The sequence below is a fragment of the Nocardiopsis camelliae genome, from assembly GCF_028993595.1.
Taxonomy (GTDB): Bacteria; Actinomycetota; Actinomycetes; order Streptosporangiales; family Streptosporangiaceae; genus Nocardiopsis; species Nocardiopsis dassonvillei.
The window spans coordinates 5,525,928-5,544,974 of the sequence record NZ_CP118614.1 but is presented as its reverse complement, the minus strand read 5'-3'; the positions used below and the strand labels follow the sequence as shown (position 1 = coordinate 5,544,974).

17 protein-coding genes are annotated in these 19,047 nt (G+C 74.0%); 9 read left to right on the top strand and 8 right to left on the bottom strand.

From position 1 onward, the window contains the following. The first annotated feature begins 85 nt into the window (after positions 1–85). A complete protein-coding gene (locus PV789_RS24145) occupies positions 86–1,576 on the top strand; it encodes a leucyl aminopeptidase (protein WP_274974682.1) in 1,491 nt (496 codons plus the stop codon). Here PV789_RS24145 and PV789_RS24140 read toward each other — a convergent pair. Next, on the bottom strand, positions 1,573–2,595 hold the full coding sequence (locus PV789_RS24140) for a GNAT family N-acetyltransferase (protein ID WP_274974681.1): 1,023 nt from the start codon (positions 2,593–2,595) through the stop codon (positions 1,573–1,575). The two genes, PV789_RS24145 and PV789_RS24140, sit on opposite strands and share 4 nt — an antisense overlap. After that, positions 2,592–3,197 carry an O-methyltransferase gene (locus tag PV789_RS24135; RefSeq protein WP_274974680.1) on the bottom strand — a complete coding sequence of 202 codons (606 nt, stop codon included), beginning with the start codon at positions 3,195–3,197 and terminating at the stop codon, positions 2,592–2,594. The genes PV789_RS24140 and PV789_RS24135 overlap by 4 nt, the downstream gene beginning before the upstream one ends. Positions 3,198–3,511: 314 nt before the next feature. On the opposite strand from PV789_RS24135, the gene sigE reads away from it, so the two are divergent. The 4 genes from sigE to PV789_RS24115 all read left to right on the top strand — a co-directional run bounded on the left by sigE (position 3,512) and on the right by PV789_RS24115 (position 7,957). Next, a complete protein-coding gene (gene sigE, locus PV789_RS24130) occupies positions 3,512–4,126 on the top strand; it encodes an RNA polymerase sigma factor SigE (RefSeq protein ID WP_274974679.1) in 615 nt (204 codons plus the stop codon). A gap of 2 nt (positions 4,127–4,128) precedes the next feature. Then, positions 4,129–4,803: an anti-sigma factor family protein gene (locus tag PV789_RS24125; RefSeq protein WP_274974678.1), complete on the top strand. Its 675-nt coding sequence runs from the start codon at positions 4,129–4,131 to the stop codon at positions 4,801–4,803. Further along, entirely contained in the window at positions 4,800–5,882 is a 1,083-nt protein-coding gene (locus PV789_RS24120) for a LolA-like protein (protein WP_274974677.1), read from the top strand. Before PV789_RS24125 ends, PV789_RS24120 begins: the two co-directional genes overlap by 4 nt. A gap of 776 nt (positions 5,883–6,658) precedes the next feature. Beyond that, positions 6,659–7,957: a S1C family serine protease gene (locus PV789_RS24115; RefSeq protein ID WP_475469426.1), complete on the top strand. Its 1,299-nt coding sequence runs from the start codon at positions 6,659–6,661 to the stop codon at positions 7,955–7,957. A gap of 265 nt (positions 7,958–8,222) precedes the next feature. Here PV789_RS24115 and PV789_RS24110 read toward each other — a convergent pair whose 3' ends face one another. Beyond that, a complete protein-coding gene (locus PV789_RS24110; RefSeq protein WP_274974676.1) occupies positions 8,223–9,362 on the bottom strand; it encodes an Mrp/NBP35 family ATP-binding protein in 1,140 nt (379 codons plus the stop codon). A gap of 462 nt (positions 9,363–9,824) precedes the next feature. On the opposite strand from PV789_RS24110, the gene PV789_RS24105 reads away from it, so the two are divergent. Continuing rightward, complete coding sequence (locus PV789_RS24105; protein ID WP_274978237.1) at positions 9,825–10,886, top strand: CPBP family intramembrane glutamic endopeptidase; 1,062 nt, start codon at positions 9,825–9,827, stop codon at positions 10,884–10,886. Here PV789_RS24105 and PV789_RS24100 read toward each other — a convergent pair. Beyond that, the gene (locus PV789_RS24100) at positions 10,883–11,392 is read right to left on the bottom strand and encodes a GtrA family protein (RefSeq protein WP_274974675.1); all 510 of its coding nucleotides are present in this window, start codon (positions 11,390–11,392) and stop codon (positions 10,883–10,885) included. The genes PV789_RS24105 and PV789_RS24100 overlap by 4 nt on opposite strands. 239 nt (positions 11,393–11,631) lie before the next feature. Between PV789_RS24100 and PV789_RS24095 the strand changes: the two genes are divergently transcribed. Then, complete coding sequence (locus PV789_RS24095; RefSeq protein ID WP_302475366.1) at positions 11,632–12,789, top strand: 5-(carboxyamino)imidazole ribonucleotide synthase; 1,158 nt, start codon at positions 11,632–11,634, stop codon at positions 12,787–12,789. Further along, positions 12,786–13,340: a 5-(carboxyamino)imidazole ribonucleotide mutase gene (purE, locus tag PV789_RS24090; protein WP_475466072.1), complete on the top strand. Its 555-nt coding sequence runs from the start codon at positions 12,786–12,788 to the stop codon at positions 13,338–13,340. Before PV789_RS24095 ends, purE begins: the two co-directional genes overlap by 4 nt. 246 nt (positions 13,341–13,586) lie before the next feature. Here purE and PV789_RS24085 read toward each other — a convergent pair whose 3' ends face one another. Then, positions 13,587–14,159 carry a TetR/AcrR family transcriptional regulator gene (locus PV789_RS24085; RefSeq protein ID WP_274974674.1) on the bottom strand — a complete coding sequence of 191 codons (573 nt, stop codon included), beginning with the start codon at positions 14,157–14,159 and terminating at the stop codon, positions 13,587–13,589. A 70-nt stretch (positions 14,160–14,229) separates the two neighbouring features. Here PV789_RS24085 and PV789_RS24080 point away from each other — a divergent pair, with 70 nt between their 5' ends. Then, entirely contained in the window at positions 14,230–15,771 is a 1,542-nt protein-coding gene (locus PV789_RS24080) for an MFS transporter (RefSeq protein WP_274974673.1), read from the top strand. A 112-nt stretch (positions 15,772–15,883) separates the two neighbouring features. Here the strand turns inward: PV789_RS24080 and PV789_RS24075 are convergent, their stop codons facing one another. The 3 genes from PV789_RS24075 to PV789_RS24065 all read right to left on the bottom strand — a co-directional run bounded on the left by PV789_RS24075 (position 15,884) and on the right by PV789_RS24065 (position 19,038). After that, positions 15,884–16,618: a TNT domain-containing protein gene (locus PV789_RS24075; protein ID WP_274974672.1), complete on the bottom strand. Its 735-nt coding sequence runs from the start codon at positions 16,616–16,618 to the stop codon at positions 15,884–15,886. 168 nt (positions 16,619–16,786) lie between these two features. Beyond that, a complete protein-coding gene (locus PV789_RS24070) occupies positions 16,787–18,118 on the bottom strand; it encodes a UDP-glucose dehydrogenase family protein (protein WP_212642871.1) in 1,332 nt (443 codons plus the stop codon). A gap of 230 nt (positions 18,119–18,348) precedes the next feature. Then, positions 18,349–19,038: a YIP1 family protein gene (locus PV789_RS24065; protein WP_274974671.1), complete on the bottom strand. Its 690-nt coding sequence runs from the start codon at positions 19,036–19,038 to the stop codon at positions 18,349–18,351. Between the last annotated feature and the right edge of the window lie 9 nt (positions 19,039–19,047).

The window sequence follows — 19,047 nt, the reverse complement described above, 5'->3', positions numbered from 1 at the left end:
TCTTCCCTCCCCCGTCCGGGCCGGAACGCCCGACGGCCCCCCGAGGTCGTAGACCCCCATGACAGCGAACGATTGTGAGCGGCCTGTGCCATTCGCCACGGAGATCCAGCCCCGTTCGGGGAGCCTCGCCGAATCCACCGCGGACCTGCTGGTCCTTCCCGTCCTCTCGGGAGACGGCGGACCCGCGGAGGTCGAAGGGGTCGCCGAGGGCGGCCTGACACAGGTGCTTCCGGCTCCGCTCACCGACCTGTTCGCGCACTACTCGCTCACCGGGAAACCCGGTGAGCTGGCCCAGTTCCCGGTGCCCCGGGACCAGGGGCTGGTACGGCTGGCCCTTCTGGGGGTCGGTTCGGGTTCCCCCGACGACCTCCGGAAGGCCGGCGCAGCCCTGTCCCGGGCCGCCCGGGGAAGAGGGCGGGTCGCCCTGGCCTGGCCGGGGGTCGGCGCCGACGCCGCCACCGCCTTCGCCGAGGGCGCCCTCCTGGCCTCCTACACCTTCAGCCTCAAGACCGCCGAACCCCCGGCGGACAAGCGCCCCGCCCCGGTGGTCGAGGTGGTGGACCCGGGCGCCGGTGACCTCGCCGACGCGCTGGAGCGCGGCACCCGGCTGGCCGCGGCCACCGCCCTGGCCCGCGACCTCATCAACACCCCGTCCCTGACCAAGGACCCCGCGTGGATGGCCGCGCGCGCCGCAGAGGTCGCCGCGGACGCGGGCCTGCAAGTGCGGGTCTGGGACGAGGCGGAGCTGGAGCGCGACGGCTTCGGCGCGATCCTCGCCGTCGGCCGGGGGTCCTCGCGCCCCTCCCGGCTGGTCCAGCTCTCCTACACCCCCGAGAACCCCACCGCGCACGTGGTGCTGGTCGGCAAGGGCATCACCTTCGACACCGGCGGCCTCTCGCTCAAGCCCAACGACAACATGTCGCTGATGAAGACCGACATGAGCGGCTCGGCGGTCGTGCTCGCCGTGCTGTCCGCGCTGTCGGCCGTGGGCGCCTCGGTGCGGGTGACCGGTCTGCTGGCCCTGGCCGAGAACGCCTTCGGCGGCGACGCCACCCGCATCGGCGACGTGCTCACCACCTACGGCGGCACGACCGTCGAGGTGCTCAACTCCGACGCCGAGGGCCGCCTGGTCCTGGCCGACGCCATGGGCTACGCGGTCGCCGAGCTGGCCCCCGACGTGCTCGTGGACGTGGCCACGCTCACCGGCGCGGCCAAGGTCGCGCTCGGCACGGGCACGGGCGCCCTCTACAGCACCGACGACGCGCTGGCCGCCGAGATCGAGACCGCGGGCCGGGCCTCCGGCGAGCCGCTGTGGCGGATGCCGCTGACCGAGGAGTACGTCGAGACCACCAAGTCCCGCGTGGCGGACCTGGCCAACATCGGCACCCGCCGCGAGTTCGGCCCGGCCGGGGCCACCGACGCAGCCCTGTTCCTGCGCGAGTTCACCGGCGGCGTGCCCTGGGCCCACCTGGACATCGCCGGTCCCGGCCGGTCGACCAAGGAGAGCGGCCTGCTCAGCAAGGGCGGCACCGCCTTCGCCACGCGCACGCTGCTGCGCTGGCTCGCCGGGCGCTAGCCGCCCGCGCCCGGCAGGACGCGCTGGAACTCGTGCATGCGCTCCACCGGGCGAAAGCCCAGGCGCAGGTTGACCCGGCGCATGGGGGCGTTCCCCGGCGCGTTCCAGGTGCGGACCTGGACCCGCTCGGGGAACTCCGCGGCCAGCACCTCCAGGTTGCGCAGCTTCAGCGCCGAGCCCAGGCGGTTGCCCCGGTGCTCGGGCGCCACCAGGGTGTCCTCCTGGTAGGCGGCGCCCTCCCCCTCGGGCAGGGCGATCTCGCTGTACCCGGCCAGGCCGCCGGTGGCGGCCCGGGCCGCGCAGACCAGCGTGCGGTACCGCTGGGCGCGGCGGCGCTCCTCCTGGGCACGCACGCGCGCGGGGTCCCAGAGCCCACGTTCGAAGGCCGTCTCCCCGAGCGGGACGTCGGCCTCCATCCGAGTGCGCAGCCGCGCGTAGTCCTCCAGCAGCTCCTCCGGGCACGCGTCCGTCCAGGTCAGAAGCTCGTAGCGGGACCCGAGGGCGAGCACGTCGGCGCCGACGTCCTCGCGCGTCCGCGCGGCCAGCGGAAGCCCCAGGACGTAGTAGTCCTCCTCGTGGACCACGCCGAATCCGAGCGCGAGCGCGAAGCGGGCGCCGGGCCAGTTCCCGAAGGAGCGGCCCGAGGGCAGCTGGACCTCGGCCAGCGCGGTCGTGCGCCCCTCCTCGGCCATCACGCGCTCCGCGTGCTCCCACAGGCGGGTCCCGTGGCCGCGGCGCCGCGTCCGGACGGGCACGTTGACGTCGACCTCGGCCAGGTGCAGGTTGTCCCGGTCCCCGAGCTCCAGCAGGAGCGCGCCCGCCACCCCGCCGTCCTCCCCGTGGGCCGCGCAGGCCAGGGCCCGCCGTTCGCCGCCGCGCCCGCGCAGCACCGCGCGCAGGGAGTCCGGGTGGGGGAGCGGGACCACGCCGGGATCGCGGTCGGCGAGCGAGGCCGCCCGCACGGCCGCGTACCAGGCGTCGAAGGCGACGGGGTCCGCGCTGTCGATGCGGCTGATCACTGCTGGCGGGTCCCCTGGTGGATGGCGGCCAGCAGGCCCTCGCCCACCGGCATCAGCATGGGGATGAACTCCTCGCCCTCCCGCACGCGGCGGATCACCTCGCGCACGGCCGTCTCGCGGGGGTCGGGCACGCGCAGCGGCCCGTCCGGCTCGCTGGAGGCCACCATGGCGCCGTTGAACACCGCCATCCCGCCCGGGCGCAGCAGGCGCAGCGCCTCGTCCATGTACAGGGGGTAGGACACCGTGTCGGCGTCCACGAACACCAGGTCGTACCCGCCGTCGGTCAGCCTCGGCAGCACCTCCAGGGCCGTCCCGCGGATCAGCCGGGCCCGCCCGGGGCCGAAACCGGCGCGGGAGTACGCCGAGCGCGCGTAGTCCTGGTAGGCGGCGTTGGTGTCCACCGTGGTCAGGATCCCGTCCGGGGTCATCCCCCGCAGCAGCCAGATCCCCGACACCCCGCACCCGGTGCCGATCTCCACCACGGAGCGGGCGCCGATGGAGGCGGCCAGGAAGCGCAGGGCCGTGCCCGTCGCCGCGTCCACCGGCGGGGCCGACGACCGGCTCCCCGCCTCGTAGGCGTCCGCCAGGGGCTCGTCCTCCATGGCGTCCTGCTCGAACCGGGACTGCTCGGCGCGGACCCAGGTGATCCGGGCCGCGGTCTCCTCCGGGCTGGCGATAACGGCCTCCCACAGCGTTCACGTGTCTGGTGGGGCTCTGACCAGGGGGTGGTCACCCACCGTAGAATGTCGGTCGCGGCCAGGTCATGTCCCTGGCAAAAGACTAGCCTGAACCGGACCGAACTCCGAGCGTTGCGGCGGGAACTTAATCCACGTCCCCGGGCGTTGAAACGGGATGAACGTACGTTGATCGCCACGAAGCAAACTCCCCCCGACCAACCTGGCGGCGAATCGACGGGATGAAGGGAGCAGCGGTGCCAGAGTCCGGCCCTGCCGTGGAATTCGAGGCATGGGAACCCCCGAGCTGGGACGAGGTCGTGCGGACCCACTCTCCGCGCGTGTACCGGCTCGCCTACCGGCTGACCGGCAACAAGCACGACGCCGAGGACCTCACGCAGGAGGTCTTCATCCGGGTCTTCCGCTCGCTGGCCAACTACACCCCCGGCACCTTCGAGGGGTGGCTGCACCGCATCACCACCAACCTCTTCCTCGACATGGCCCGCCGCCGGGCCCGCATCCGCTTCGAGGGCCTGGCCGAGAACGCCGACGAGCGCCTGGAGGGCCGCGAGCCCTCCCCCGCGCAGCGTTACGACGACCGGCACTTCGACGCCGACATCCAGTCCGCCCTGGACGCGCTGCCCGCCGAGTTCCGCGCCCCGGTCGTCCTGTGCGACATCGAGGGGCTCTCCTACGAGGAGATCGCGGCGACGCTCGACGTCAAGCTCGGCACCGTCCGCAGCCGGATCCACCGGGGCCGCGCCCAGCTGCGCCGGGCCCTGGAGCACCGGCGGTCCCTGGTCGCCGACAACGAGGCGCGCAGCGGCGGAAACGTCATCAACGGGGAGGCGGAGTGAGTATGGACCACCTCGGAGAGCGGCTCTCCGCGCTCATCGACGGCGAGCTCGGCCCGGTCGACCACGAGAGCGCCCTCATCCACCTGGCCAAGTGCGAGTCGTGCCGCTTCGAGGCCGACATGATGCGCCGCCTCAAGCGCCGCCTCAACGGCCTGTGCGAGCCCGAGCCCGACATGGACTTCATGGGACGGCTCACCAGCCTGTCCCGCGACCACGGGCCCTCGGACCGGGGCCCCTCCGGCCCCTCCATCGGCGGAACCGGCTTCGGCAGCAGCCCGCCCCTGGGCTCCTCGCGCCCCCTGGGGGGCTTCCCCGGCGGAGCCCTGGCCGCCGCGCCCCCGGCCGCGGGGGGCACGCCGCCCGCCGCGGGCGGCCCGGCCCCCTCACGGCCGGAGCGCGCCGCGTCGCCCGAGCGCCGCCGCCGCGGCGACCGCCTCGCGCACCTGTTCCCGGTCTTCCCCGGCGGCCGCTACGCCGTCGCGGGCTTCGCCGTGGCCACGGCCCTGCTCGGCAGCGCGTTCGTGGCCGGGGGTGAGGCCGAGGAGACGCCCGTGGTCGAGCCCCGTCTGGCCGACTACGCGGTTGAGCACGCGCTGACCAGCCGCAACATCCCGGTGCTCGACGCTCGGCCCACCGCCGCCGAAGCCCCCGACGGCCCCACCGAAACCACCCGGTGAGCGCGGAGGAACCCTCCTCCGCGCACTCCGCCCCGGTCACGATCCTCGTCGTGGTACTGCTGTGCGCGCTGCTGCTCACGGCCGCCGCGCACCCCCACCCCACCGCCGTCCCGGCCGAGGGGGACGACGACGGGATGTCGGTGCTGCACCGCGCCGCCGCCGCGGAGGACGAGGTCGCCTACTCGGCCGTGCGCGAGATCACCGGACCGGAGGACGCGGAGGACGGACAGTCCGCCGAGGGCGGCGCGCTGCGCGTGCGCGTGGTGAGCAGGCCCGGCGACGGCATCGCCCTGGCCCCCGTCGGAGACGAGGGGTCCGCCCTCGTGGTGGACGCCTCCTCGGCCCTGGAGTCGCTGGACGACCGCCTGCTCAGCATGCTCGGCGACACCTACGCCGTCTCGGACGCGGGCCCCACCCGCCTGGACGGCCGGGAGGCCCGCCTGGTGGAGGCCAGGCACGCCGACGGCACCGTCGCCGGGCGCTTCTGGGTGGACACCGCCACCGGCCTGCTCCTGGGCCGGACCGTCTACGGCGCCGGCGGCGAGCACGCGATCGGCTTCCGCCTCACCGGGCTCGAACTGGGGGAGGAGGACTGGCCGGAGGAGGCGCTCGGCGACTCCCCCTGGAGCGACGCCCTCACCCGGACCGAACGCGAGGACCTGCGCGCCGAGGAGTGGCCCCTCCCGGAGTACCTGGCCTGGAACCTGCGGCTGGTCGACGCCCGGTCCACCGAGCACGGCGGCCACCGCGTCGTGCACGCCGTCTACTCGGACGGTCTGTCCCAGGTGTCGGTTTTCACCCAACGTGGGAAGCTGGACAGCAAGCATTCCCCCACAGAACCGAACGGATACGCCGGAACCGGGACGGGGGGAAGCGGCGTCACACCACAACACGGCACGATCTTCGGCGGTGACGCGGGCCAGTACCAGAGCATGTGGCAGGCGAACGGCTTCGTCTACACGGTGCTCGCCGACGCCCCCGCGGCGCTGGCCTCGTCCGCCGTGACCGCGCTGCCCGGGCCGGGTTCGGGTTTCTGGGCCCGGGTGCACCGCGGTCTGTCCCGGCTGGGGTTCCTCTAGGGCCCCGGCCGGTCCCGTGCCGTCCCACAGCCGAGCGACTTACGGAGCAGGTCTTGAGCGAGGAAAACGGCCGCCCGGAACACGGGGGAGAGCCCGGCCGGGCGACCCCGCCGGGCGGTGGAACACCCCCCGAGCGCGCCGCTCCCGATCCGGCGAACGCGCCGGACCGGGCGTTCGCGGAGCGCCCCCGTTGGCCCGCCCGGGCGGAGCGCCCCCGTTGGCCCGCCCGGGCCGCCGGAACGCCGTCGACGCCCTCCCGGAACACCTCCGAGGAAGAGGGGGGCGACCCCGCGTCCCCGCTTCACTCCGGGTCGGCCCCGCGGCCCGGACAGGGAGTCCCCGGCGCGCAGGCCGCCCCCACCCCGCCTCCCGGCAGTGGAGACCCCATGAACCTTGACCCCGCACCGGGCGAGCAGCCCGGCACCCCCCGTACGGACCGTGTGACCGGAGGCTTCCCCGGTCTCGGCAGCCCCTCCGGCCCTGTCGAACACACCAACCCCGGCAGCCCCTCCGGTCCCGCCGACTACACCAACCCCGGCAACCCTGCTGGCTCCGGTGACCACTCGGGCCCCACCGTCTACGGCGGCTCCGCCGCCCACCCCGGTTCCGGTGCCCCCTCGGGCCCCGCCGCTCACACCAGCTCCGCCCATCCCTCCGGTCCCGCCTACCCCGGTCCCGGTGCCCTCTCTGGCCCCGGTGCCCCCTCGGGTCCCGGCGGCCCTTCCGGTCCTGCCAGTCCCATGAACCCTGGAGCCCCCTCCGGCACCGGCAACCCCATGAACCCCGGCGTTCCCCCGGCTCTCGTGCAGCACACCGGCCCCACCGGCCAGTCGGCCGCCCACGGCGGCTACGCCGCGGCCTTCCAGGCGGGGCACGCCGCCCCCTCGGGACAGCCCGGCGCCCCCGGCCCGGGCGTTCCGCCCCCCGGCCTCGCCGGACCCCACGCGAGCGGCCACCACGCCGCCCCGCAGCCCCCCGCGCCCAAGCGGCCCAGGCGCGGCGTCCCGGTGTGGATGGTCCTGTCGGGCATGCTCGTCGTCGCGCTCATCGCCGGAGGCGCGGGCGGTGTCGCGGGCAACCTCCTCAACGGCTCCTCCGGCGGCGAGACCGCGCAGGAGGAGGGCCCGGTCATGAACGAGCCGCCGCCCGAGGCCCCCCAGCGCGACCCCGACACCATCGCCGGTGTGTCCCAGCGGGTCAGCCCGAGCGTGGTGTTCATCCACAGTGCCGATCCCACCGTCCCGAGCAGCGGCTCCGGGTTCGTGATCGAGGGAAACTACGTGGTGACCAACGACCACGTCTCCGCCGGGCTGGAGGCGGACGGCATCGTCGTGGAGTACAGCGACGGCAGCCTCTCCGACGCCTCCGTGGTCGGCTCCGACCCCAGCTCCGACCTCGCGGTGCTGTCGCTGGACGACCCGATCGACGTCGAGCCGCTCCAGTTCGGCGACTCCGAGCAGGTCATCGTCGGCGACGAGGTGATCGCCATCGGCGCGCCCCTGGGCCTGTCCGGAACCGTCACGCAGGGCATCATCAGCGCCGTCAACCGCCCGGTCAGCTCCGGCGAGGGCGAGAACGCCAGCCGCTTCTACGCGCTCCAGACCGACGCCGCCATCAACCCCGGCAACTCCGGCGGCCCGCTGGTGGACCTGGAGGGCCGGGTCATCGGGGTCAACTCGATGATCGTCACCATGAGCTCCATGGGGGAGCCCACGGGCAACATCGGTCTGGGCTTCGCGATCCCGTCGGCGGAGGCGGAACGCGTCGTGAACCGCCTCATCGAGTACGGCGAGACCAGCTACGCCGACATCGGGGCCGAGATCGACCTGGACAGCCCGGTCGCGGGCGCGGTCATCGCCGACGGAGGGGGCGCGGTGGAGAGCGGCGGCCCGGCCGACGCGGCGGGGCTGGAGCCGGGCGACGTCATCCTGTCCCTGGACGGGCGTCCGGTGAACTCGGGCCAGGAACTGCTCGCCATGCTGCGCAGCCGCAGCCCGGGCGACGAGGTCGAGGTCGAGTACGACCGCGACGGCCAGCGCGAGACCGCCACGGTCACGCTGGGCTCGTCGGACTGACCGACCCGGACCGATCGGGACCACCCGACCGGACGGACCGGCTCCGGACACACGCGAGGCCCCCGAGCACGGAGCTCGGGGGCCTCGTCGCCGTTCAGGGCCGCGGGCCCCGCACGGGGCGCCGTCCGGGCGTGCCGGACACGGGAAGGACCGCGCCGCAGGCGTCCGTTGAGGGCGGTGGCCCGTCCCGACGCGCAGCGTCCCCGACGGGCGGTGGCGGGCGACGGGTGGGCCGGAGCGGAGCGCAGGTGCCTGAAAACACTGCCTAGCGGCCCGCCGGGGAGATGCCCAGCTGCATACCGGCCAGTCCGCGGGGCTTGCCGACCAGGGTGTCGGCGATCGAGGCGATCACCTTGCTGGCCTCGGCCTCGGGCTCGGTCAGCACCAGGGGCTTGCCCTCGTCGCCGCCCTCGCGCAGGCGGGTGTCCAGCGGCACCTGGCCCAGCAGCGGGATGTCGGTGCCCAGCGTCCGGGTGAGGGCGTCGGCGACCGTGCGGCCGCCGCCCTCGCCGAACAGGTGGACCGGCTCCCCGCCGTCCGGCGGCAGGTAGTACGACATGTTCTCGATCACGCCGGCGATCCGCTGGTGGGTCTGGGCGGTGATGGCGCCCGCGCGCTCGGCCACCTCGGCGGCGGCCTGCTGCGGGGTGGTCACCACGAGCAGTTCGGCGTTGGGCAGCAGCTGCGCGGTGGAGATGGCGATGTCGCCGGTGCCCGGGGGCAGGTCCATCAGCAGCACGTCCAGGTCGCCCCAGAACACGTCCGACAGGAACTGCTGGAGGGCGCGGTGCAGCATCGGGCCCCGCCACACCACCGGCTGGTTGCCCTGCGTGAACATGCCGACCGAGATGACCTTGATGTCATGCGCGGTGGGCGGCAGGATCATGTCCTCGACCTTGGTCGGGAAGTCCGACGCGCCGAGCATGCGGGGCACGGAGTGGCCGTAGATGTCGGCGTCCACGACGCCGACCTTGTGGCCCTGGGCGGCCATGGCCGCGGCCAGGTTCACGGTGACGGAGGACTTGCCGACACCGCCCTTGCCGGAGGCGACGGCGAAGACGCGGGTGAGCGAGTTCGGCTTGGCGAAGGGGATCTCCTTCTCCGCCTGGCCGCCGCGCAGCTTGGTCTGGAGTTCCTTGCGCTGCTCGTCGCTCATCACGTCGAGCTCGACGCGCACGGAGGTGACCCCGGCGACCTTGGTCACCGCGGCGGTCACGTCCTTCTCGATACGGCCCTTCATCGGGCATCCGGCCACCGTGAGGTAGACGCCGACGCTCACGGTACCGTCGTCGGCGACGTCGACGCTCTTGACCATGCCGAGATCGGTGATGGGGCGGTGGATCTCCGGGTCTTGCACCGTGGCCAGGGCTTTGTGCACCTGCTCGGTGGATGGTGTGGAGGACATGTGCTCAATCGTAGGTCAGCGGGACGGGACGGCGGCCTGCCGGATCGCTCCCGCGGGCCACCTGGTTCAACGAGGGCGCCGCGCCGCGCATTCCGCGCCCCGCGGGCCCGTGACGCACGCCGCCGCCGGGACGGCGCGCCGAGGGCGTCGCGCAAGGGGCAGGGGAGAAAGGTGTGAGGGATGTCGCGCAGGAGAAGGGTGCGGGGAGGGGCTCGTCCGGCACCGTGCGCACCACTCTGTGCGTGCCGTGACCAGGCGATAACGGCGTGGCCTTAACGCTGGCAATACATGCCCGGATAGTAGTCTCGGCCCACGATGGGAAATGTGCCGCCACCGCCTGGTTCGTCCTGGCCCGCCGCGCCCGAGGGGCCGGAGGGGCGGACTGCCGGGTCCTACACGCAGGAGCAGACCTGGGCGGATCCTCCCGGAGGGGGGAGGCTGACGCCGCCCGGGGGCTACGCCGTGGCCGCCGCCGACCCGGACGTGTGGGCCTGGCCGCCGCCGCGGCCGGTGCGCAGGAACCACTTCGCCCGCGCCGAACTCCCCGCGGACGAGTCCTACCACAGGCTGGGCCGCACGTCCCGCTTCCGCTGGTGGTTCACGCCGCTCACCCTGGCCGTCCTCGCGGTGCTGGTCTTCTTCCTGTGGATGGCCATCATCCTGTCGGTGACGATCGTGGCGATCATCAACGGCAGCGGGCTGGCCCCGGACTCGGTCACCCTGAGCGTGATCGCGGAGATGGCCTTCGGGCTCCTGGCGTCGGCGCTGTTCATCCCCATCGTCATCTTCCTGGTCCGCGTCGTGCAGTGGCGCCGGATCGGCTCCCTGTTCTCCGTCGAGGGACGGCTGCGCCGGGGGTGGCTGGTCCGCTGCACGGCGGTGGCGGTCGTCCCGGTCGCCCTGTGCGTCGTGGCCTTTCTGCCGCTGGCCGAATTCCTCCAACCCGACCTGGTGCCCCGGGAGGCCTCCGGCGGAACCGAGGTGTTCGCCGCGGCGATGACCGCCATCGTGCTGCTGGTGCCGTTGCAGTCGGCGGCCGAGGAGCTGACCCTGCGCGGCATGCTCATGCAGCTGGTGGGCGCGCTCGGCGCCCGTCCCGACGAGCGGCGCGGCCGGTCGGCGGTCTCGCGGGTTCTGCGCTCCCCGGGCCCGGCCATCCTGGCCAGCGGAACCCTGTTCGCGGCGCTGTACCTGGCCACGCACCCGGGCGACCCGTGGACGACCGCGGCGCTGGCGGTGATGGGGCTGGGGATGTCCTGGCTGACCTGGCGCACCGGCGGCCTGGAGGCGGCGATCAGCCTGCACGTGGTCAACAGCCTCGTGCAGTTCACGCTGTGCGTGTTCGAGGGCCGCATGGAGCAGATCGGCACCGGGGTCATGGTCGGTTCCGGCCTGCCCCTGGGCGCGGGCACGCCGCTGGTGCTGGTGCTGACCCTGATCCAGGTGGGGCTGTACGCGCTGGCGGTGGTGTGGCTGGCGGGCCGCCGCGGGGTGCGGCGCAGGAGCGCGTCCGCCGTCCGCTAGGATCCGTCGGCTCCGGGCCGGGCGACCGGCTCGCCCAGTGGGGCCTCCCCGGGCTCGCGGACCGCGTCGCCGCCCTGTTCGGGGAAGACCCACGTGCGGTAGGAGAAGAACCGGAAGAGCGTGCCCAGGCCCACCCCGACCACGTTGCCCGCGATGTTGCTCGCGAGCGGGCCGTCGAACCCCAGAACGTACACCGAGAAGCCCAGGCAGGCCAGCTGGAGCAGCATCCCGACGCCGTTCATCAGCAGGAACAGCGCGGTCTCGCGGCCGTAGCCGGTCCGGGCCCGGTCGCCGAAGGTCCAGAACCGGTTGCCCACGAAGGCCACCGCGATCGAGCACAGCGTCCCGATCACCTGCCCCGTGAGCGGGCCCGCCCCGGCCGCGCTCCACAGCAGGTTGGTCGTCCCCAGCTGCACCGCGTAGGCCACGGCGCCCACGGAGCCGAACTTGCCCACCTCCCGGACGAGCTTGGCGATCCCGGGATGGCGGGAGAGGAAGTCGCGCACGTTCTGCGCCTCCGGTCCTGTGGTCTGGGTGGTCGGGTCCGCCTCCGCGCGGACCCGTCCCGGCCGGGACGCCGACCAGTGGCGGAGGGGCCCGGGACCGCCGCGTCCGCACGCCCTAGACTCTAGCCGGGGGTCGCACCAGGACCCCGGCCGCGGGTTCCGAGCCGATCCGGCCAGGTCCCGCCGCGCGGGGCCGTCCCGTCACCGCGGTTGACGAGCAGCATGTGAGTTGAGGAACTGTGAGCGAGCGTAACCGCACCGTCCCGCGCGTGGGAATGGTGGGAGGGGGCCAACTCTCCCGGATGACCCACCAGGCGGGCATCGCCCTGGGGGTCGACTTCTCGGTCCTGGCGACCAGCCCCACCGACAGCGCCGCGCTGGTGTGCGGTGACGTCTCCCTGGGCGACGACCGCGGCCTCGACGACGTCCTGGCCTTCGCCAAGGCCCACGACGTGGTCACCTTCGACCACGAGCACGTGCCCGAACCGGTCCTGCGCGCGGTCGAGGAGGCCGGGGGCCTGCTGCGCCCCGGCCGCGACGCGCTGCGCTTCGCCCAGGACAAACTGCGCATGCGCACCCGCATGGCCGAGCTGGACGCGCCCTCGCCCCGCTGGCGGGCCGTCACCACCCTGGAGCACGTCACCGCCTTCGCCGGGGAGACCGGGTGGCCGGTCGTGCTCAAGGCGGCCCGCGGCGGCTACGACGGCAAGGGCGTGTGGGTCGTCGGCGGCGCCGACGAGGCGCGCGGGGTCGTGGACCGCGCCGCCGCCGAGGAGGTGCCGCTCCTGGTCGAGGAGAAGGTGGACTTCTCGCGCGAGCTGGCCGTGCAGGTCGCCCGCTCCCCGCACGGGCAGGTCGCGGTCTACCCGGTCGTGGAGACCGTGCAGCGCGGCGGCATCTGCCACGAGGTGATCGCCCCCGCCCCGGACCTGTCCGAGGACAAGGCCGTCCGCGCCCAGCAGCTGGCCATCGAGATCGCCCAGGCGCTGGACGTGACCGGGGTCCTGGCCGTGGAGCTGTTCGAGACCGCCGAGGGCGTGGTCGTCAACGAGCTGGCCATGCGCCCGCACAACTCCGGCCACTGGAGCATCGAGGGCGCGCGCACCTCCCAGTTCGAGCAGCACCTGAGGGCCGTGCTGAACCTGCCGCTGGGCTCGCCGCGCACCAACGCCCCCTACACCGTCATGGCCAACCTGCTGGGCGGCGAGGACCCCGAGGTCTACCGCCGCTACCTGCACGTGATGGCGAAGGACCCCGAGGTGAAGGTGCACTTCTACGGCAAGGACGTGCGTCCGGGCCGCAAGATCGGGCACGTCACCGTGATGGGTGAGGACTACCGTGACCTGCTGGCGCGCGCGCGAGACGCCGCCGCCTACCTGCGAGGAGACGAACAGTGACCGACAGCGCCAACGGGCGGGACGCGAGGGGCCCCGTGGTGGGCATCGTGATGGGCTCGGACTCCGACTGGCCGGTGATGCGCGAGGCGGCCGAGGCCCTGCGTGAGTTCGACGTCCCCTTCGAGGCCGACGTGGTCTCGGCGCACCGCATGCCGCACGAGATGGTCTCCTACGGAGCCGAGGCCGCCGGTCGCGGCCTGAAGGTGATCATCGCCGGCGCGGGAGGGGCGGCGCACCTGCCGGGCATGCTGGCCTCGGTGACGACCCTGCCGGTGGTGGGCGTCCCGGTGCCGCTCAAGTACCTCGACGGCATGGACTCGCTGCTGTCCATCGTGCAGATGCCCGCCGGGGTGCCGGTGGCGACCGTGGCCGTGGGCGCGGCCCGCAACGCCGGTCTGCTGGCGGTGCGGATGCTGGCCGCGGGCGACCCCGCGCTCACCGAGCGCATGGCCCGCTTCCAGGAGGAGCTGAGGGAGCAGGCCCACGCCAAGGGCGAGCGGCTGCGCCGCGAGGTGGAGAGCGGGGGCAGGCCCACCGGCTTCGGCCGCTAGGCAGTGTTTTTTGGACCTCCGCTCCGCTTCGGTCCCTGTTCGGGCGCCCGGAGCACGGGAACCTTCGGCGCCTACGACGGGTTCGCTCGTTCCCCACGAACCCGTCTCCGGCCCCTCCAGAACCCCGTGGGCGCCCGAACCAACCCCCCCACAAGCTGAGGCCGGTTCAAAAACGGACCCCAGGCCGCCGACGCCCGAACGGCCCCGGTACCCGTCACACGGGTGCCGGGGCCCTCGTGTGCCCGCTCAGCCCTCGGAGGGCAGGAGGACGCGCAGGCCCTCGAGGGCCTGCTCCACGGTCGGCAGCATTTCCGGGTCGATGAGGTACTGGATGAGGTAGCCGGTGACGAAGTTGTAGGCCATGGAACCCAGACCGGCCTCGACGGCCGGGTCGACCTCCCCGGGCTCCAGGTCGAGCAGGAGCGCGGCCAGCCCCCGGCGGGCGCCCCTGAGGCCCTCGGCCAGCACGGCGCGGACACCGTCGTCGAACTGGGCCTGCGCGTAGGCCTGGACACTGGCGACGAGCAGGTCGCGCTCCTCGGGCAGGGTCCGGAAGAGCGAGTCGAGCAGGACGCGCAGCCTGTCGGCCGGGGCCTCGGTACGTGAGGCGGCGACAGCGGCCTCGAAGGTGTCGCCCCACTCCCCGGTCGCCTCGATCACGGCCGTGTTCATCAGGTTGTCCTTGGACCCGAAGTGGTACCCGATGGAGGCCAGGTGCGCTCCGGAGGCGGCGGCGATGTCGCGCGCCGTGGTCTTGCTGTAGCCCTTCTCCACCAGGCACTTCCTGGCGCCCGCCAGCAGGTCGTCGCGTTGGCTCATGACCGCGATCCTAGCATCTGAACGTACGTACATATTGACACCTGATTTTGACGTACGTACGATCACGGCCATGAACCCCCAACGCGCCACCGCCCGTACCTGGGCCGGACTGGCCCTTCTACTGATCCCGGCACTGCTGGTGTCCATGGACATCTCGGTGCTCTTCGTCGCCGCGCCCGCCATCGCCGAGGCGCTGCGACCCACGTCCGCGCAGTGGCTGTGGATGATGGACGTCTACGGCTTCGTGCTCGCCGGACTGCTCGTCACCATGGGAAGCCTGGGCGACCGGGTCGGCCGCAGGCGCCTGCTGCTCACCGGCGGGGTGCTCTTCGGCACCGCGTCCGTGCTGCTGGTGCTGGCGCCCTCGCCGGAGCTGTTCATCGCCGGGCGGGCCCTGCTGGGCGCGGCCGGGGCGACCCTGGCGCCCTCCACGCTCTCCCTGGTCCGGGACATGTTCACCGACCCCCGCCAGCGCGGCGCCGCGGTCGGGGCCTGGACCGTCGCCTTCACCGGCGGCGCCATCGCCGGGCCGATCCTCGGCGGACTGCTCCTGGAGTTCTTCTGGTGGGGCTCGGCCTTCCTCGTCAACCTGCCGTTCATGGTCGTACTGGTGGCCGCCGCACCCCTGCTCGTGCCCGAGTCGCGCGACCCGGAGGCCTCCGGCTTCGACCTGCCGGGCGCGGGCCTCTCGCTCGCGGCAGTCCTGGGCCTGGTCTACAGTGCCAAGCGCCTGGCCGAGCACGGGGCCGACCCCCACGCCCTCACCGCCCTGGCGGCCGGAGCGGCGCTCCTGGCGCTGTTCGTGCTCCGGCAGCGCCGCGCCGCGCACCCGCTGATGGACCTCTCGCTCCTCGCCCGCCCCGCCTTCACCGCCGCGATCATCGGCAACCTGGCCCTGTCCTTCGCCGTCGGGGGGATGGGGCTCCTGACCTTCACCTTCCTCCAGACCGTGCACGGCCTGAGCCCGCTCCACGCCGCCCTGTGGGCGCTGCCCACGATCCTGGGCACCGTCCTGGGCGCGGTCCTGGCCGGCTCGCTCGCGCCCCGGGCCAGACCCGGCGCGCTCATGGCGGCGGGGCTGGCCCTCAGCGCGGCGGGGTTCGCGGTCGTGGGCCTGGTGGACACCGACACCCGCCTGGCGGTGTTCCTCGGCGGCTACACCCTGCTGACCTTCGGGGCCGGTGTCATCGGAACCCTGGCCAACACCCTGGTCCTGGCCACGGCCCCCCGGGAGCGCGCCGGAGCCGCCGCGGGGATCTCCGAGACCAGCACCGAGTTCGGCACCGCCCTGGGCATCGCGGTCCTGGGCACCGCCGCAGGCGCCGTCTACCGCACCTCCGTGGCGGACGCGCTGCCCTCGGTGGAAGGGACCGCGGCCGAGACCGTCACCGGAGCCCTGGCCGCCGCCCCGCGGGCGCAGGACCCCGGAGCCCTGCTCGACGCGGCCTTCGCCGCCTACACGGCCGGGGTCAACACCGCCGCCCTCATCGGCGCGGGCGTGCTGGCCGCGGTAGCGCTCCTGGTCGCCGTCGCCCTGCGGAGGCTGCCGCCCGGCACCGGCGAGGAGTCCGGCGCACCGGCCCCGGCAGGCGGCGCACCGGCCCGTCCGTGACCGGAGCGCCCCGCGCGCCGACCGCCGTTCCCGCCGCCGGGCCCGCACCGGTCGCGGGCGGGGTCCGGCCGGTGCGCCTGTGCCCCACGGGGACGGGCGCACCGGCGCCCGTTCACCTCGGTGCGGTGTCGAGGCGGCCGGCGGAGCCCCCGGCCGGGACGCACTCCCCGGCCGGGCGCTGCTCCAGGTGGCCGCCCTCCATGAGCTGGTCGACCGAGGCGTACTCCGCCTCGGGCGCCTCCACGACCCCCTCGGCGGGGACGAGCACCTGTTCGCCGCCGCCGGACTGCTCGAAGTGCGGGGCGATCGGCCCCACCAGCGCGGTGAACTCCTCGGTCACCTCGTAGCAGTTGTAGTTGTGCTCGGGCCCGTCCGGCCACGTGTTCAGCGAGTCCGGCGGCAGGGCGCGCCGTTCGTACGGAGCCCCCGCCGGGGCCAGGAACGTGCCGCGCGGGGAGCCGAAGCGGTCCAGCATCCACCCCTCGGGCAGGACCCGCAGCTCGGTCACCGGCTCGCCGTCCTCCACCACGAAGCCCATGTGGTCGGGGTAGTCCCAGCCCTCGGGTGTGGCCCAGCGGTCCAGGAACGCTTCGGGGGAGAGGCCGCCGAGCCGCTCGTACCCCTCCAGCAGCGCGCCGACCGGCCCGTCCTCGGGCAGGTCGGCGGGGCCCAGGCGGGGGTCGCCGCACAGGTACCGCTTCAGGTCCTCCTCGCTCGGCGGCGGGTCGAGCACCGGGCACCGCACCTCCTGCGGGGCGAACGGCGCGGGGGGCGCGGGCACCGCGTGGGCGGGCTGGGCCGCGATGAGCAGGGCCAGCGCGGTGCCGACCGTCACGGAAAACTTCACGGGTGGGACTCCGTCCGTCCTCGGACGCCCGGCACGGTGCCGGGCGCACACAGGCAGCTACGGAGTGAAGTCAACCATGATCACCGTGTCACGACGGGGGTTCCGGCCCGAAAAGCGGACGGCCGGGCCCGCGCGGGCCCGGCCGTCGTGCGCGATGCGGGGGAGGGGCTACTGGCGGCCCAGCGCCCGGTAGGTCCAGCCCGAGGCGCGCCAGTACGTGGGGTCGAGCGCGTTGCGCCCGTCCACGATGCGCTTGCGGGCCACCACCCCGGCCAGCTCCTCCGGGTTGGCCTCGCGGAACTCCGCCCACTCGGTGAGCAGCAGCACCACGTCGGCGCCGCGCGCCGCCGCCAGCATGGAGTCGGCGTAGTTCAGCTCCGGGTGCGCCTCGCGCGCCCGCTCCAGCGCCCGCGGGTCGTACACCGTCACCTGGGCGCCCAGGGAGGCGATGGTGGAGGCCACGTCCAGGGCGGGCGAGTCGCGGATGTCGTCGGAGTTGGGCTTGAACGCCGCGCCCAGCACGGTCACCGTGCGCCCGGCGAAGCTCCCGCCGATCAGCTGGCGGGCGATGTCGATGGTGCGCGCGCGGCGGCGCTGGTTGATCGCGTCCACCTCGCGCAGGAAGGACAGCGCGGGCTCCACGCCCAGCTCGTCGGCGCGCGCCATGAACGCGCGAATGTCCTTGGGCAGGCAGCCGCCGCCGAAGCCCAGGCCCGGGCCGAGGAACTTGCCGCCGATGCGGTCGTCGTAGGACAGCGCCTCGGCCAGCTGGATGACGTCGGCCCCGGCCACCTCCGACACCTCCGCCATGGCGTTGATGAAGGAGATCTTCGTGGCCAGGAAGGCGTTGGCCGACACCTTGACCAGCTCGGCGGTCTGGAGGTCGGTCAGCAGGAAGGGGACGCCGTCGTCGATCTGGCGCTGCCACAGGGCGCGCACGGCCTTCTCGACCCGGGGGGAGTCGGTGCCGATCACGATCCGGTTGGGGTGCAGGGTGTCCTCCACCCCGAAGCCCTCGCGCAGGAACTCCGGGCTCCACCCCAGCTCGGCCTCCTCGCCGACGGGGGCCAGCGCGGACAGCCGGGCGGCCAGGGTGGCCGCGGTGCCCACCGGGACGGTGGAGCGGCCCACGACCACGGTGGGGCGGGTCAGGTGCGGGGCCAGCTGGTCCACCGCCGCGTTGACGTAGCGCAGGTCGGCCGCGCCGGAGTCGTCGCGCTGAGGGGTGCCCACGCAGATCAGGTGCAGGTCGGCGAACTCCGCGGCCTCGGCGAAGGAGGTCGTGAAGTGCAGGCGGCCGGTCCCCAGGTTGGCGGTGAGCAGCTCTTCGAGCCCGGGCTCGAAGAAGGGGACCCTGCCGGAGCGGAGCATGTCGATCTTGGCGTCGTCGACGTCGAGTCCCAGGACCTCGAACCCCATCTCGGCCAGGCAGGCCGCGGTGGTGGCACCCAGGTACCCGGTACCGATGACGGAGACGCGCATACGGTCCGCTTCGACCACTGGTGGTGTCCTTCCTCGCTTTCGTCCGCTCCCGTTTCGCTGGTTGTGCCCGCTGAAGGCGGTCAACACCCTGCTTGAGGGCAGAAAACGGACATTGTTCAGCCTACGGGTGTGCCCGGGGCGCGATGCATCACCTTACGCGCCGGGGCGTGGCGCACGACCGAACGCCGCGTGAACAGTCAGGCGCTCAGGCTACCGGTGGGCGCGGCGTATCGGCCACGGGGGCGTGTTCAGCGCCTCCGACCGAATCTCGGCCCGCGCCCGCCCCCGCCCAGGGGCGTCCACCCGGAGCCGTCCTCCCCGCGGCGGAAGGGCGTGGTCGTCTTGTCCGGGTCGTCCTCGAAGCCGCCGGGATCGCCGCCGATCCCGGCACCGGGGCCGGCTGCGGGGTCGTCGGCGGGCCACGCCGGGTCCGGGACGCCGGGGACCGCGTCGGGGACCGTGTCACCGACCGGCCCGCGCCGGTACTCCTCCCGGCTGGCGCGCGCCACGACCCGGCGCTCGGAGGGCATGATTCCGTCGTTCGCGGCACACCAGCGCAGGGGCATCGCGGCGGAGAAGAGCAGCAGCGTCCCCAACGGGAGCGCCACGGCCAGACCCGCGCCCGAGGGGTAGAGGAAGCTGTCCTCGTTCAGCCAGGACAGCGCCGCCCCCATGGACGCCGGGTGCGCGACCGGCCACAGGCTCAGCGCCGTGAGCAGGGCGCCGCTGGCCCCGGCCACCAGCGGCGACAGCCGGGACGCCACCAGGTAGGCGCACACCGCCCCCAGCAGGCCCAGCACCACCGCCGACGACACCGTCGCCACGGTCACCTCCCCCTCGGCGAACCGGGGGAGAAGGCCGGACGACCAGGCCGCGGCGACCCACAGCACGGGGGCCAGGGCGACGCCGCCGAGCAGGCCTACCAGATGGTGCAGCACGGTGATTCC